Source organism: Isoalcanivorax pacificus W11-5 (assembly GCF_000299335.2).
Classification (GTDB): domain Bacteria; phylum Pseudomonadota; class Gammaproteobacteria; order Pseudomonadales; family Alcanivoracaceae; genus Isoalcanivorax; species Isoalcanivorax pacificus.
In genome coordinates, this window is sequence record NZ_CP004387.1 from 4103366 (window position 1) to 4119026 (window position 15661).

A 15661-nucleotide genomic window follows, 5' to 3' on the forward strand; every position below is an offset into this window, starting at 1 on the left:
GTTTTTCAACAGCCCATCAACCCGGAATTTGCGCCCGCAATGCTCTGGTATAGCCCTCGACAATCTTGCGAAGACCTTCCGGCGATTCATCGCCGCGAATGCGTATTTCTATTTCTGTGGTGGTGGGTGCGCCGGCCGCTGCATCACGCTTGAAGAAGCCACTTTTTGGCGCCGGGGGCACGAAGGCCACGGTGACATCGCCGTTGTCCTGCTGCTGCACATCCAGCACGGAGCGGAACACCACTTCCTCAATACGGGAATGCACGATGGGCACCATGGCGATAAGCGGCACATTGACGCTGAGCGTCTTCAGGCCGTCGGGTGTTTCGCTGGGGTATTCCATTGTGACGCAGCGCGGACGCAAGGTTTCTGCCGGCGGGCCGGATGCCTCACCCTCCGCCACCGGGTGCTGGACCGTTTCAAAGAAGCGGTCCAGGAATGCGCCGGCCTGACCCTGCAGGGCATCGTTGGCGCCTGTCACGGCCGCCTGAATGGCATGAACGAGATCTTCGATTTTTATCATTGCCCGATACTCCCGGCTCGGCAGTCCGGTGCGAACCCGGTGTCAGCGTGATGCACAATGGCATCCCGCCAGCACCTGTCCGGACCGTACACTCCATGTGACATTAGTGCGGGGGAAGCGATGCCATCCGCATCCTCCCTCCCGGTGGGTAAGCCGATTTTGTGAAGAGGGGGCCTGCAAGACAATTCGGATGCCGAATGTTGTCTATTCCATGATGGAATTTCCCGGCAGAATCAGCCGCAACCTTCGGCAAACCAGGAGATGAAAAGATCCATGCCACGTGATCTGGAAAGGGTATTCAGCCGCACCAGGTGAAGGTCATTCAGCAGCAGTGGCTTTCCCGGGCACCTGTATTCCTGCAACGTTCCTTCTCGCAGATAGGCATCGATACAATGGCGGGGAAACAGGCTGATGCCGTGCCCCTTCACCACCATCAACAGCGCATCATGGATGCTGTTCGCCCTGCCCACGTACTTCAGTGACACCGCATGGGCATGATGCCATTCCGGAAAGAAGTGATACCGCCAGCATCGGAAATAGAAACTGAACTCAGGATGGCTGATGAATTTGTATTGCAGCAGGCTGTCTGCATCGAGAGCGGCGATGTTCATGCGCGGCGAGCCTGCCGCGACATACTCTTCTTTATCCAGCGGGATGTACTCCAGGCGCGCGTGATCTACCCGATCAATGGAAACCCCGACGTCGATGCTGCCATCCATCACTTTCTCGATGATTTTATCGGCGGGGATCAGATGAACATTAATGCATAAGTCAGCATGCGCCTGCTGACGGTGAAACAAGGCGGCCGCACGGGGCAGCAACAGGCACGACGCCGGCATCGCACAGGACACCCGGCCTTTTGCTTCGACAGCGTGGTCATGCAGGCCGGCAAGGAAATGCGACTGCAGATTTTCCATATTGCGGATGTAATCGCGTAACCGCACGCCCGCATCAGTAATCACGGCGCCGTGCGGCGTGCGAAGAAAAAGCAGGTTGCCGATCTGTTCTTCCAGCGCCTTGATGTGTTTGCTGACGTTCGCTTGTGTCATGGCGGCGAGGTCGGCCGCCTCGCTGAAACTGCCGGCTTCATCCACAGCCTTGAAGGCCCTGAAGTATCTGGGGTCTATTGGTTGCACGCACATCCCTGAATGGTTTCGGTCAACGCCGAATCCGTAGAACCGGGCCATGATGTGTTGTTTTTAGTTATTCGCCCCGTGCAGCCCCCGGCCCGATACGCCGGAGTGAACTGTACGACCTTGTTCACATTTTGCAACCAGTGCCAGTATGCCATCACCTGCGCGCCGGATTGAGGCATGTGCGTGATGGTTTTTGGTGGGGGGGAGGTGGGTAAAGCCAACGGCGAAACCCACCGAGACCATGTTGCGTACTGCTCGCACAAAACCAGCGAAACTGCCCGCTACTCAGGAAAGGTAATTTCGATGGTTTTGCGGGAGTGAATAACCGGCATGGACATGGTGGGTTTCGCCGTTGGCTCTACCCACCCTGCCGCAGAGGGATTTATTTGATGTGCGCGAGGATGCCGTCGAGTTCGTCAAGGCTGTTATAGCTGATCACCAGCTTGCCTTTGCCGCCATTGCCCTGTTTGAGGGCAACCGGCGCGCCGAGTTTGTCGGACAGATCGTTGACCAGTTGCTTCACGTTCGGATCTTCACGCTTCGGTGCTGGTGCGGCGCGTACTTTTTCAAAATCACGCACCAGTGCTTCGGTCTGGCGCACGTTCAGGCCGCGGGCCACGACCATGCGCGCCGCTTCCACCTGGTTGCCACCCGTCAACGCCAGCAGCGCGCGGGCATGGCCCATTTCCAGGTCACCGTGTTCCAGCAGCTTGCGCACGTCTTCTTCCAGCGCGATCAGGCGCAGCAGGTTGGTGACCATGGCGCGGGACTTGCCCACGGCGTCGGCCACCTGCTGGTGGGTCAGGGTAAATTCGTCTTTCAGGCGCGACAGCGCCATCGCCTCTTCCATCGGGTTGAGGTCTTCACGCTGAATGTTTTCGATCAGCGCCATGGCGATGGCGGCTTCGTCCGGCACCTCGCGGATCACGGCCGGAATGCTGTGCAGGCCGGCCAGTTGCGCGGCGCGCCAGCGGCGTTCACCGGCGATGATTTCGTAGCGCTTGTCACCGATCGGGCGCACCACGATGGGCTGCATCACGCCCTGGGCGCGAATCGATTCGGCCAGTTCTTCCAGGGCTTCCGGTGACATGTCACGGCGCGGCTGGTAACGGCCTCGTTCGAGCAGCTCCACCGGCAGTTTGCGCAGGTCACCGTCACGCGGGGCGCTGTCGGCCACTGCCGGCACTGTCTCGTCATCGTGAATGCTGACGTCTTCGCGGGGCGCGTTGTTGCGGCTGAGCAGTGCGTCCAGGCCCTTGTTCAATCCCCCTTTACGCTTGGCTGCCATGCCTTATTCCACCTTTGCCTGCTGTGCCTGTTTCGATTGTTTGATGGCCTGTTCACGGCGCAGAATTTCGCCGGCCAGGGCCAGGTAACTGATGGCGCCACGGGATTTGGCGTCATAGCTGATCACCGGTGCACCGTGGCTGGGCGCTTCCGCCAGCCGCACGTTGCGCGGAATGATGGTCCGGTACACTTTGTCGCCGAAGTGGCTGATAAGCTGGTTGGACACATCGTTGGAGAGGCTGTTGCGCGGGTCATACATGGTGCGCAGAAGACCGCCGATATGCAGTGACGGGTTCAGCACGCTGCTGATTTTTTCGATGGTATTGAGCAGTGCGGTCAGGCCTTCCAGTGCGTAGTACTCGCACTGGATCGGCACAATCACCGAATCGGCGGCGGTCAGCGCGTTCACGGTCAGCATGTTCAGTGACGGCGGGCAGTCGATCAGGATGTAGTCGTAACGGTCACGCACTTTTGCCAGCGCTTCACGCAGGCGGTATTCCTTCTGCTGCAGATCCAGCAGCTGCACCTCGGCGGCGGTCAGGTCGCCGTTGGCCACCAGCAGGTCAAAGCCGGACACTTCCGGGGTGCTGACAATCGCCTGTTCCACCGGCACGCCATCAATGAGGACGTCGTAGACGGTGTACTCGGTGTCGTGCTTGTCGATACCGGAGCCGGAGGTGGCATTGCCCTGCGGGTCGATATCCACCAGCAGCACTTTCTTGCGGGTCGCGGCCAGCGAGGCGGCCAGGTTGACGCTGGAGGTGGTCTTTCCCACCCCGCCCTTCTGGTTGGCGATTGCAAACACCGTGGTCACTTCAACTCTCCTTAACCCTGCTCGACCGGCTGTTGCGCCGCCGTCCGCTCCAGCATCACCAACTGACGCGATTCATTCAGCCCCGGCACCGTCAGGGCGATGCACTGTGCGTGCCAGGGCGCCGGCACGGTCGCCGTCTCGGCATCGGCCTGCGCGGCCTTCATCGCCAACAGCCTGCCGCCATCGGCCAGCAAATGGCCTGTCAGCGACAGCATGTCCGGCAGTGAGGCGAATGCGCGGGTGATCACCTGGGGTGAACCGTTCTGGAATGATTCACTACGGTACTGTTCCACGCGGGCCTGCACAACCTCGACATTCGTCACGCCCAGCTCCAGCGCCGCCTGGCGCACGAAGCGGGTCTTCTTGCCGTTGCTGTCGAGCAGGGTGAAGGTCTGCGCGGGGCGGGTGATCGCCAGCACCATGCCGGGCAGGCCGGCACCGGTGCCCACGTCCAGCGTGTGGCCGGTGCCCAGGTAGGGCAGCACCGCCAGCGAATCGAGCAGATGCCGGGTGACCATCTCGGCGGGGTCACGCACGGCGGTGAGATTGAACGCCTTGTTCCATTTGTCGAGCAGGCCGACATAGGCCAGCAATTGCTGTTGCTGGCCGTCATCAATGTCCAGGCCGAGGGCAGCGATGCCGTCGGCGAGCTGGCGGGCGAGCGTCACAGCGCCATTCCGGACGTGTCGGTGTGCTGCTGCCGCCGGGCCATGCCCTGTTTCTTGAGGTGGATCAGCAGCAGCGAGATCGCCGCCGGGGTCACACCGGGAATGCGTCCCGCCTGACCGAGCGTGGCCGGACGGGCGCTGTCCAGCTTCTGCCGCACTTCGTTGGACAGGCCGTTGACCTGACCGTAGTCCATGTCCTCCGGCAGCAGGGTGTTTTCCGCCGCGCGCAGCTTCGCCACTTCATCGGCCTGGCGATCAATGTAGCCGGCGTACTTGGCGAGGATTTCCACCTGCTCGGCGATGGCCGGCATTTCCGGCGCCAGGCCGGCGGCGTCCAGCAGCGGGCCGTAGGTCACTTCCGGGCGCTTGAGCAGGTCCATCAGGGTGTATTCGTGGGTCAGGTCGGTGTCCAGCAGTGCGTTCACTTCCGCGCTGCGGGCGCTGCCCGGCCGCACCCAGGTGGCGCGCAGGCGTGCGGCTTCGCGTTCGGCACCATCGCGCTTGGCGCAGTAGGCGGCCCAGCGTTCATCGTCCACCAGGCCCAGTGCGCGGCCTTTTTCGGTCAGGCGCAGGTCGGCGTTGTCCTCGCGCAGCAGCAGCCGGTATTCGGCGCGGCTGGTGAACATGCGGTACGGCTCGCGGGTGCCGAGGGTGATCAGGTCGTCCACCAGCACGCCGAGGTAGGCCTCGTCGCGCTGCGGATACCAGGCGTCCTTGTCCTGCGCCAGCAGGGCGGCGTTGATGCCGGCCAGCAGGCCCTGGGCGCCGGCTTCTTCGTAGCCGGTGGTGCCGTTGATCTGGCCGGCGAAGAACAGGCCCGGCATGTGCTTCGTTTCCAGCGAATGCTTCAGGTCCTGCGGGTTGAAGAAGTCGTACTCGATGGCGTAGCCCGGCCGGGTGATGTGCGCCTGCTCAAAGCCGCGAATCGAGCGCACGGCCGCCAGCTGCACGTCGAACGGCAGGCTGGTGGAGATGCCGTTGGGATACAGCTCGTGCGTGGTCAGCCCTTCCGGTTCGACAAAGATCTGGTGGGTGTTCTTGTCCGGGTAGCGGTTGACCTTGTCTTCGATGCTCGGGCAGTAGCGCGGGCCAACGCCTTCGATCACGCCGGTGAACATCGGCGAGCGGTCGAAGCCCGAGCGGATGATGTCGTGGGTCTGCTCGTTGGTGTGGGTGATGTAGCAGCAGGTCTGGCGCGGATGTTCTTCCACGCGGCCCAGGTAGCTCATCACCGGGGTCGGTGTGTCGCCCCACTGTTCTTCCATCACCGAGAAATCCACCGACTTGCCGTCGATGCGCGGCGGCGTGCCGGTCTTCAGGCGGTCAACGCGGAACGGCAGCTCGCGCAGGCGCTGGGCCAGCGCAATCGACGGCGGGTCACCGGCGCGGCCGCCGGAATGGTTTTCCAGGCCGATGTGGATGCGCCCGCCCAGGAAGGTGCCGGCGGTCAGCACGACGGCGTCTGCCTGAAAGCGCAGGCCCATGTGGGTGACGGCGCCCACACAGCGGCCCTGTTCGACGATCAGGTCGTCCACCGCCTGCTGGAAGATCGTCAGGTGCGGCTGGTTCTCCAGCATCTCGCGGATGGCGGCCTTATAAAGGATGCGGTCGGCCTGGGCGCGGGTGGCGCGCACGGCCGGGCCCTTGCGGGCGTTGAGCACACGGAACTGGATGCCGGCACGGTCGGTGGCACGGGCCATGGCGCCGCCGAGTGCGTCGATCTCGCGCACCAGATGGCTCTTGCCGATGCCGCCGATGGCCGGGTTGCAGCTCATCTGGCCCAGCGTCTCGATGTTGTGGGTCAGCAGCAGGGTCTCCACGCCCATGCGCGCGGCGGCCAGCGCGGCTTCGGTACCGGCATGGCCGCCACCGATCACGATCACTGCAAAACGCTTGGGGAAGTCCATGATGCTCACCTGATGTCTGTGTCTGTCGCCGGCAGCTGCGCCACCAGCCTGCTCAAATTATGAACAGAGGGGCGCGTAGTATATAGCTCGGCGCCTGAATTAAAAGAGGGCGCTCAACCACTTGTGCTACACTTCTGGCGCTTTTGCGCTCAATCAAGCCACTCGGGAAACGACTGCGTGGAATCCCTGAACGTCTTTATCCTGATCGGCGCGTTCATCCTCTTTATCGGCTTGTTGCTGGGTTCGCTCAGCACCCGGGTGGGCGTCCCGACCCTGCTGGTGTTCCTTGGCGTCGGCATGGCCGCCGGCGAGAACGGTATTGGCGGCATCCAGTTCGAGGATGTCGATTTCGCTTTCCTGATCAGTAATCTGGCGCTGGCCATTATCCTCCTGGATGGCGGCTTGCGCACCCGCCTGGAAACCTTTCGTGTCGGCCTGAAACCGGCCCTGTCGCTGGCCACGCTGGGTGTGGCGCTGTCGGCCATGTTCACCGGCGCCTTTGCCACCTGGCTGCTGGGCGTGGACTGGCGCGTGGGCCTGCTGCTCGGCGGCATCATCGGCTCCACCGATGCGGCAGCAGTGTTCAGCATGATCCGCAGCGCCGGGGTGCGCATCAATGCGCGCGTGGCCAGCACGCTGGAAATCGAGTCCGGCCTCAACGACCCGATGGCGATCTTCATTACCGTGTTGCTGATCGACCTGCTGCTCAAGCCGGACGCCAGCTGGGGCGCGGAAACCCTCACCACCCTGATCCAGCAGTTCGGCGTCGGCGCGCTGCTCGGCGTCGGGCTGGGCATTCTGCTGGCGGAGCTGTTGCTGCGCGTGCGCAGCAACGAGGGGCTGCACGCGCTGCTGCTGTGCACCGGCGGCCTGTCGCTGTTTGCGATCACCAACCTGCTGGGCGGTTCCGGTTTCCTGGCCGCCTATGTGGCGGGGCTGGTGGCCGGCAACTGGCGCAGCGGCACCAGCGACAACGTGCTGCGCTCCATGGACTCGATGGCCTGGCTGGCGCAGTCCGGCATGTTCCTGTTGTTGGGCCTCTTGGTGTCGCCGAAGGAAATGCTCGACTCGCTGCTGCCGGGGCTGGCCATCGCCCTGTTCCTGATGCTGGTGGCGCGGCCACTGGCGGTGTGGCTGTCGCTGCTGCCATTCGGCTTCCCGCGTCGCGAGCAGGGTTTCATCGCCTGGACAGGCCTGCGCGGCGCGGTGCCGATCGTACTGGCCGTGTTTCCGCTGATGTCCGGACTGGACCAGAGCCGGCTGCTGTTCGATATCGTCTTCGTGGTGGTGATTGCCTCGCTGCTGCTGCAAGGCACCACCCTCGGCCCGATGGCCCGGCGCCTGAAGCTGGCCCTGCCGCCGGCGGCCAAGCCGCTGACGGAGGTCGGGCTGGAAGGTGTGGACGACCAGTTCGTGGCGCAATTTCGCATCGAGCCCGGCTCGCGCGCGGACGGCAAGGCGCTGGGCGATCTGGTCACCCCGGCGATACGCCCGGTGGCGCTGGTCCGCGCCGGCTCCTCGCTGTCGCTGGAGGACAATCCGGTACTGCGCGCCGGTGACACCCTTTCGCTGCTCGCGAGTCACGGCGACCTGGAGCAGCTCAGTGAATGGTTCCTCTCGTCCACCGTGGCGCTGCGCCGCTTCTACGGTGACTTCACCGTACGGGCCACTGTGCAGGTGGCCGACGTGGCCATGAGCTACGGCCTCACCGGCCTCGCCGAGGACGAGTTGGCGCTGTCTCTGGAGCAGTTGTTCCGGCGACGGCACAACACCACGCCGGTGGTGGGCGACACCGTCGATCTGGGCGGCATACGCCTGCGGGTCCGGGCCATGGACAAGGGCCGGGTCAGCCTGGTTGGCATCCGCCTGCCAAAGGGCTGACACGCCGCGAATCACCACAGCGCCGCTTTTCACGGTATTTACAGTCAACGCTTGTTCACTCGCCTTTCGCTATAACTGCGCACCGTTAAACCTGTTCGCAGGGAGCCGGAGACGTTCTCCGGCCACCGTTGCGGCGCATGCCCACGTCAAGGGCACGTCAAATCAATCACTTGCAGTGCTTGATGGCTGAGGCTTCCCGGAGCCTCCCGCACAGGCTGTCTCCGGCAGCCCGTCGCGGTGCGACCGCTGCGCAGGTGTTCACCGATCCAGCCGGCTGCCGCCGCAGAAAGGAGAGACCATGCCCCAGTACAAGGTTCCGATGCGCGACATGCGCTTCCTGCTCAACGAAGTGTTCGACTACGCGAGCCACTACAAGACGCTGCCGAACGGCGAAGAAGCCACCCCGGACATGGTGGAAGCGATCCTGTCCGAGTGCGCGCGCCTGTGCGAAAACACCATCGCCCCGCTGTACCAGAGCGGTGACGAGGAAGGCTGCAAGCTGGAAGACGGTAAGGTCAGCACCCCGAAGGGCTTCAAGGCGGCCTATGACGAGTATGTCGCCGGCGGCTGGCAGGGCCTGTCGCACCCGGTGGAGTACGGCGGCCAGGGCCTGCCGATGTCACTCGGCCTGTTCAAGCAGGAAATGCTCGGCACCGCCAACTGGTCGTTCGCCATGTACCCGGGCCTGTCGCTGGGCGCGATGAACACCATCATGCTGCACGGCACCGACGAGCAGAAGAACACCTTCCTGACGCCGCTGACGGAAGGCACCTGGGCCGGCACCATGTGCCTGACCGAGCCGCAGTGCGGCACCGACCTGGGCCAGGTGAAAACCCGCGCCGTGCCGGATGGCAACGGCGGCTACAAGATCACCGGCACCAAGATCTTCATTTCCTCCGGCGACCATGACCTGACCGAGAACGTCGTGCACATCGTGCTGGCACGCCTGCCCGACGCCCCGCCAGGCACCAAGGGCATTTCGCTGTTCATCGTGCCGAAGTACCTGCCGGGCAAAATTGGCGAGGACAACGGTGTCAGCGTTGGTGCGCTGGAAAAGAAAATGGGCATCAAGGCTTCCGCCACCTGTGTGATGAACTTTGATGACGCCACCGGCTTTCTGATCGGCCCGGAGAACGAAGGCCTGGAGTGCATGTTCACCTTCATGAACTCCGCCCGCATCGGCACCGCAATGCAGGGCGTGTGCCACGCCGAGCTGTCGTTCCAGGGCGCACTGCCCTACGCCAAGGAACGCCGCTCCATGCGCGCCCTCGGCGGCAAGCAGGAGCCGGACAAGAACGCCGACGCCATCATTCACCACGGCGACGTACGCCGCATGCTGCTGACGCAGAAGGCGATTGCCGAAGGCGGCCGCGCGATGCTGTATTTCACCGCGCAGTATGCCGACCAGATGATCGCCGGCATTCTCGAAGGCGACAAAAAGAAACAGGAATACTGGGACGGCCAGCTCGGCTTCCTGACACCGATCCTGAAAGGCTTCCTCACCGAGAAGGGCCTGGACTGCGCCAACCTGGGCATGCAGGTGTTCGGTGGCCACGGTTATATCCGCGAGCATGGCATGGAGCAGATTTCCCGCGACGCGCGCATCAGCACCCTGTACGAAGGCACCACCGGCATCCAGGCACTCGACCTGCTCGGCCGCAAGGTGCTGCTGATGACCCGTGGCAAGTGCGTGCGCGAGTTCAGCCAGAAGCTGGTGGATTTCGGCACCCGCAACATGACCAACAGCACGCTGCGCCCGTACGCGTGGAAGCTGCTGAAAATTGCCGCACAGTGGAATTACCTGACCACCCGCATCATGCTCACCGCCGCGAAAAACCGCGATGTGGTCAGCACCGCCAGCGCGGATTTCCTGATGTACTCCGGCTACGCCATGATGGCCTACTTCTGGGCACTGATGGCCGCCAAGGCGCAGGAAAAGATCGCCACCGGTGGCGAGCAACCGAAAGAATTCTACGAGGCCAAGCTGGCCACGGCGGAGTTCTATTTCGAGCACATGCTGCCGCAGGCGAAAGGCCACGCCGACAGCATGCTCAAGCCGACCAAGGTGATGATGCAATTGAAGCCGGAGCACTTCTCGTTCGATTACGAGTAAGTGGCAGTTGGCAGTTGGCAGAAAGGCCCTTCGGGGCCTTTCTCTGAGGATGCTCTGAATTACCTACCGGCTTCGCCAGTATCGTTATAATTGGCTTCTATAAAGAAAAATTTGGCACCAATTCATCTGCTTTTACAATAAATCTGCACCATGGAAAATCGCTCATGCGCCAATTCTAAGACAGAGGGTACCTTTGGCTGCCTGGCATACTAATCAATCCGGTCATTGCATATAGAGTATCTGATGACCCTACGTCATTTCTTTGCTGATATAAAGGTCATCGCGCATCATCTTCTCGGTGTTCCTTGCTACCAACTCGTCAGCACTTCCAGTTTCCGATTCCATGAGCGACAAGCCATAAGCAACTGATAGGCGGTCATAATCAACGGCAGGAAGGCCCTTGGCCTCAAGCCTCTCGGGAACCGGCATGCGTTGTGGTTTAACGTGAACCCAAGAAGCGTTTTGCTCCCTTCGATCAAGAATGGTAAGTAATTTTTTATAGAAGGGCATCCGCATGCCACCACCACAGAGGAAGGCCGGTACCCCATAGATATCTTCCTTCTCCAGACGGCGCAGCCTCCATGCTTCGATACAGGTCTTGTCTAGAATTTGGGGACGCACCCGTTTAGACATAAATTTGTCATCTGGATGTTCGTCAGGCCGAGTCCATTGAATTTCAGAGTCGGTCACATAGTCGTCATGTGTGGGAGGAACACGGGTACAACAATCCATATTAAGCAAGGCCCTCTCCAGTGGGACAGCAAGATCCTTGCGGCACGCCTGATGCTCCAATACCGCTTTCATCCACCAGTTCATACGGCTACGGTGGAGGTTAATTGCTCCGTTAAACTCAACCTCACTTGTAAATGGGGTGAAATTCCAGCGCCCCCCGGCACTGCGATTGACGTGGAAAAGGCTGGTGTCGATAGTGCCGGCGCCTATATCGACAAGCAAGTAAACGTTCCGCCCTTTGGGATCAAACGCACCCATGCCCGAGATAAAGCTATATATTTGAGCATTTACTTCAGGATGTATCAGAATATTCGGGAGCTCTGGATTCGGTGTACTCTTTGTTCGTTCAGTAGTTGCTCTAAAAATCGCATTCTGAACACTGCTGGAATCAATGATTTCCGCATCAGTCGAGGCAATCCATGCGGCCAGTGCCAAGAGCTCTAGCATATCCTTGATTGCTTCCCCGCCGCGCGGGCCCTTTGAGGGCATTCCGACAGCGAAATTCCAGAATATGTGCTTGTCGCTGTAGAGCGTTTCATAGCTCTCAAATAGCCAGGCACGTGCATGCCGGATAGCCAGCGCCATGAAGGCAACGACATGCTCCCTATGCTTGTCGTCCTTCGATCCCATAAGTGCAAGCTTCAGGTCTCGAAAGGACTCCTTCCCTTTAACCAGAGAATAATTTCTATCGCGGAAAAGACGGCCCGGAAGCAAGTATCGTTCGATGCCATTCGCCTCCAGAAACGGGATAGCAAAAGCCTTGTCTTGTTGTGGATCACCGATGACCACCTTGGTACTTGACGTGCCGAAGTCAAAACCCAGGGTCAGCTCGTAGTCAGGCAGGCAATTAGGTGACTTGTGTAATGTAGTAACGCGGCCATCGCCTTTTACGGAAATGATCTCGAGCGCCTTGTTTGCATTCGGGTCATCAAGTGCCGCGCATGACGCCACGCTTAGCGTCAAGGTATATGCTGGCGTGCTGGGGCCTGTGTCAGCTACATGAGGCTTTGACTTAGCCGGAGAATATACCGATGACCGATGTGTCTTAGATACTACTTTCGAGAGAGCATGGATATTGGCCGGTTGATCCGCTGAATGCCGTTGTGGATTTTTGCGTTTAGATTTGTGAGGCTTTGACTGCTTAGCGGTCGTCTGCGGGGAAGTTACCTTTTTCGGAAGATCTACGCCTGCCTCCTTGAAAGCTTTCTTGATAATGTCGCCCAGATTTTTCGCCATCGTCGATTCCTTCCTGATTCATTCCACCTTGATCACGCCAGCTGACACGAACGCGTGCCCGTGAGTTACATTATCCTTCAGTCGCAGCTCCGCAATCCTGGACTGTAGCCTGTCTGTCAAGTGCTTCAGCTTCCCGCGCTCGGCAGGAATCATACGACGATATTTTTCGTCACCCTCCCGTTCATATCGAGCAATACGTTCATTAATCCGATCACCCTGTGTGCGGAGGTGCTTTTCAATTGAACTAATCATCATGGCTCTGCGGTCTCTATCTTCCCTTTCCTGAGCGGAGACAAATGCCCTATAAGTATCCTCAAGACTTTCGCTACACCTATCGTAGAACTCCGCAGCCAGGTTGCAGTTGATCTCGTTTCGAGTGCCCAGCCAGTCTTCCCCCTCATGCGCGACGGTATTGATAAGTAGCTCCGCTGAGTCCTTCGGCAACGGGTGCTCATGACCTACGGACCAAGCGACATATTCAAGCCTTTCCGTGTCTCTCGCGCCCGAGGCCATCCAGCGCTGAATACAGAAGGCGTAGACCCCGGCAGGAATGTTTTGCAAATTCAGATGAGAAATACGTGCGGCAACTACAGGGAACCGACGCTTAATCGTTTCATTACGACGATGAAAATCCGTGATGAACCGAATCAGAGGATGCGACTGGGTTATCTGCTCCGCCCTGGAGTTCACATCGCCGCTCCTGTTATTGAAGTACAGCGTTGGTGGATTGGGAGATATAATTTGGCTCTTACCCATGAGTTGGTTTTCCTGAATGAAAGCCCCAATGAGCGCGCGGGCCTCGTAGGAGAGTTCAAGGTGATACTCAAAAGGACGGTTAGCCGGCACAAGTCGGCAGCCGTCCAGGTGTTCACACAGGAAGTCCCGAACGTAGCTCAACAGGTCCTCCCCACGGATATAACGCCCCAACTCCTTCGCGGCCTTGACCTTATTCTGGATGTATTCGCCGTGAGCGATAAGATGACTGGCCTGCTCTTCCAGCTGTACTTGCTGTATGTTTAGATTTTCTATGGCATCCCGTGTCTGTCGAATACGTTCCTCCTCCTCTTCAGGAGAAAGTTTGTGGGTCAGAAGTTCCAGCGTAAGTTCCTGGATCTTGTCTCCCAGAGTCCCCTCTATAACGCCGAGTGCTGATGTAAACACGTCAAGGCGTGCAAGTAACGATTCGTAAACGCGCTCGTCTACCGTCTCTTCATACATAAAATTAAAGATTAGAATCTTTTCTTCACGCTGGCCTATTCTGTCAATACGGCCGATACGCTGTTCAATACGCATGGGGTTCCATGGAAGGTCATAGTTTACCAACAAACTAGAGAACTGAAGGTCGACACCCTCCGACGCCACCTCCGAAGAAAGCAAAACTGAGGGTCCGTTGTCGTCTTTGAACTGATTGAGAGCATCCTGCTTATCCGTGCCGCCGTGCAGTACAATCGATGAGATCCCTTCCTCTTCCAGCCTTTCCTGCAGGTATATCAAAGTTTGTTTGTAGAAGGAAAACAAAACAATTTTCTTGCCCGGATGCTCCTCCCAGTAAGTTTTCAGACTTCTGGATAGGCTGGCGTACTTGCTGTCATTCTGGCGAAGTACTGAGTAGTCGCCAACTGATTTGGCTATGGCGATCAACTCCAACAATAAGTTACCAGGAGAAAATCCTTCAGAAACATTCTCGGGATTCAGGCCGATCTCATAAAGGATATCTGCTGCATCGGCGCGTGTTGCATCCAGGCGCTCCTGCCACCCTCTACAGGCTGCGGCCATTGAGCTGGCTATCTGGCGCTGTGGTATCATTAGGATGAAGCCGGTGGATATCTGTTGTGATTCACAGTACTGGCGAACCTTTTCCGTGACTTGCTGGTAGAATATGCGCTCCGGCTCGGTCATCTTGGCCTTGATGCACTTGGGATTTCGAATGACTCTCCGCTCATGAACGTCTCGCTTCAGCGTGCGAGAGACAACCTTAGTCAGGGGGTTAATACGATCCAGTTGGTCGGCAATCAGCGATCGGCCCCCAGGGGACTCAAGTTCTTCATCTGTTGGCGGGTTATCCCGCATATAACGTACCTGTTCGCTTTCTCCAAGGATAATGCGCACCAGGTCATCTACCTCCAGTGCCTTTACGAACTCATCCCGCGTCATTGGCCCCGAACGCACCCTGTCACGGAGGCGAATTAGCGGCTTGTTGTTCTCAAGAATTTCGTCAAAAGATGACGGGTAGGGGAAGGCGTCTTCGTCTAGAAGGTGTAACAGGTTAAACAAATCCTCACTACGCATCTGTATGGGAGTTGCTGACAGCAAAACCAGATTATGCGCGGCGGGGCGTATGGATCGAGCAAGCTTGTTTGTCTGAGTTTCTTTGTTTCTCAGATAATGTGCTTCATCGATTACCACCATATCGAGCAATGGGTCTTCAGCTTCAAGCTCTTCCAAAAGCCGTGATAGACGAGCAGAGCCCCTTTTGCTTTCTTTTGCATCTTTGGGAGGGCGAAGGCCCTGCATGCTAGATATCAGTGCGAAAGACTGGTAGGGGCTTGACTTGGCGATCTTCAATCTATCGACCAATTCTCCCGCATCAACGATCTCCGCTTTGATGCCAAACCTATCCCCAAGCTCTAGCCGCCACTTTTCGCATAGCATCGCCGGACAAATCACCAGTAGTCGGCGAGCATCGAGGCGGGCTTGTAGCTCCGTCCAGATCAAGCCAGCCTCAATAGTTTTTCCCAAGCCAACTTCGTCGGCAATAAGGATGCCATTACAGGGTGATTCCAGAAAATTAAGTACGGGCTTGAACTGGTAAGCGAAGAATTCTGTGTTGGTCGTATTCAAGCTATATAGTAGGTTTGCAAGTTTTCCGCTTAGACGATAAAAGGTGATGGCAGCCCTCAGGTCGGTTACTCGACCGAATCGGCCAGCCTTGAGTGTGTCATAGGGGCCTTCATCGACATTTCCAACTCTTTCAAGCGCGGCGAGCAGAATCCAACTCTCGGAACCGTCCTGAAAACGTACTAGCGCCTTCCGACGATGTGGCGGCCCATCTAATTGGTTGCTAAGTGTACCGACGCGCCTAGGATTGCTGCTTATTCGTACGGTTTCGCCAGGCTGTAAGGTTTCAGTCATTCCGGCCACTTTGTTCTCCGACGCCCATTGGTCCAGGGGGTATACGAGAGGAACGGTGAGCCATATACAGGTATTCTTGGATCATGACATCGTATCGTCCAAATAGCTCACAGGCTTCGTCAGCATCGTCATAACTGACCTCTATCACAAGCAAAATTCAGTTCAGACCAGACCCAATTTGTCTTTTTTCACCAAGAGTCCGTATTCTGACGCATGCTCAAAGCAGGCAAGG

The 15661-nt window shown here is 58.8% G+C and carries 10 protein-coding genes; 2 read left to right on the forward strand and 8 right to left on the reverse strand.

Going from position 1 to position 15661, the window contains the following annotated elements:
• Positions 1-16 precede the first annotated feature (16 nt).
• The 6 genes from S7S_RS18410 to mnmG form a co-directional block, all read right to left on the reverse strand.
• Positions 17-523 (reverse strand): DUF2589 domain-containing protein, encoded by a 507-nt coding sequence (locus tag S7S_RS18410; RefSeq protein ID WP_008734482.1) that lies wholly within the window; start codon positions 521-523, stop codon positions 17-19.
• Positions 524-756: 233 nt separating this feature from the next.
• Positions 757-1710, reverse strand: a complete 954-nt coding sequence (locus tag S7S_RS18415; RefSeq protein WP_082027777.1) for a LysR family transcriptional regulator — start codon at positions 1708-1710, stop codon at positions 757-759.
• A 331-nt stretch (positions 1711-2041) separates the two neighbouring features.
• Positions 2042-2947, reverse strand: a complete 906-nt coding sequence (locus S7S_RS18420; protein WP_008734478.1) for a ParB/RepB/Spo0J family partition protein — start codon at positions 2945-2947, stop codon at positions 2042-2044.
• A gap of 3 nt (positions 2948-2950) precedes the next feature.
• Complete coding sequence (locus S7S_RS18425) at positions 2951-3760, reverse strand: ParA family protein (protein ID WP_008734475.1); 810 nt, start codon at positions 3758-3760, stop codon at positions 2951-2953.
• A gap of 11 nt (positions 3761-3771) precedes the next feature.
• Positions 3772-4428, reverse strand: coding sequence for a 16S rRNA (guanine(527)-N(7))-methyltransferase RsmG (gene rsmG, locus S7S_RS18430; RefSeq protein ID WP_008734473.1), 657 nt, complete (start codon positions 4426-4428; stop codon positions 3772-3774).
• A complete protein-coding gene (gene mnmG, locus S7S_RS18435) occupies positions 4425-6335 on the reverse strand; it encodes a tRNA uridine-5-carboxymethylaminomethyl(34) synthesis enzyme MnmG (RefSeq protein WP_008734470.1) in 1911 nt (636 codons plus the stop codon). The genes rsmG and mnmG overlap by 4 nt, the downstream gene beginning before the upstream one ends.
• 177 nt (positions 6336-6512) lie before the next feature.
• Here mnmG and S7S_RS18440 point away from each other — a divergent pair, with 177 nt between their 5' ends.
• Both S7S_RS18440 and S7S_RS18445 read left to right on the forward strand, forming a co-directional pair.
• Complete coding sequence (locus tag S7S_RS18440; RefSeq protein WP_008734469.1) at positions 6513-8216, forward strand: potassium/proton antiporter; 1704 nt, start codon at positions 6513-6515, stop codon at positions 8214-8216.
• A 298-nt stretch (positions 8217-8514) separates the two neighbouring features.
• A complete protein-coding gene (locus tag S7S_RS18445; protein ID WP_008734467.1) occupies positions 8515-10329 on the forward strand; it encodes an acyl-CoA dehydrogenase C-terminal domain-containing protein in 1815 nt (604 codons plus the stop codon).
• 249 nt (positions 10330-10578) lie between these two features.
• Here S7S_RS18445 and S7S_RS18450 read toward each other — a convergent pair whose 3' ends face one another.
• Together S7S_RS18450 and S7S_RS18455 are read right to left on the reverse strand one after the other, a co-directional pair.
• Positions 10579-12297 carry a hypothetical protein gene (locus S7S_RS18450; protein WP_144401713.1) on the reverse strand — a complete coding sequence of 573 codons (1719 nt, stop codon included), beginning with the start codon at positions 12295-12297 and terminating at the stop codon, positions 10579-10581.
• 18 nt (positions 12298-12315) lie between these two features.
• Complete coding sequence (locus S7S_RS18455) at positions 12316-15429, reverse strand: SNF2-related protein (protein WP_035203615.1); 3114 nt, start codon at positions 15427-15429, stop codon at positions 12316-12318.
• Positions 15430-15661 lie beyond the last annotated feature (232 nt).

Excerpts from the sequence above, each read along its gene's own strand:
- S7S_RS18415 (WP_082027777.1), bottom strand. The coding sequence starts at position 1,710 with ATGGCCCGGTTCTACGGATTCGGCGTTGACCGAAACCATTCAGGGATG.
- S7S_RS18455 (WP_035203615.1), bottom strand. The coding sequence starts at position 15,429 with ATGACTGAAACCTTACAGCCTGGCGAAACCGTACGAATAAGCAGCAAT.
- S7S_RS18445 (WP_008734467.1), top strand. The coding sequence starts at position 8,515 with ATGCCCCAGTACAAGGTTCCGATGCGCGACATGCGCTTCCTGCTCAAC.
- mnmG (WP_008734470.1), bottom strand. The coding sequence starts at position 6,335 with ATGGACTTCCCCAAGCGTTTTGCAGTGATCGTGATCGGTGGCGGCCAT.
- S7S_RS18410 (WP_008734482.1), bottom strand. The coding sequence starts at position 523 with ATGATAAAAATCGAAGATCTCGTTCATGCCATTCAGGCGGCCGTGACA.
- S7S_RS18420 (WP_008734478.1), bottom strand. The coding sequence starts at position 2,947 with ATGGCAGCCAAGCGTAAAGGGGGATTGAACAAGGGCCTGGACGCACTG.
- S7S_RS18450 (WP_144401713.1), bottom strand. The coding sequence starts at position 12,297 with ATGGCGAAAAATCTGGGCGACATTATCAAGAAAGCTTTCAAGGAGGCA.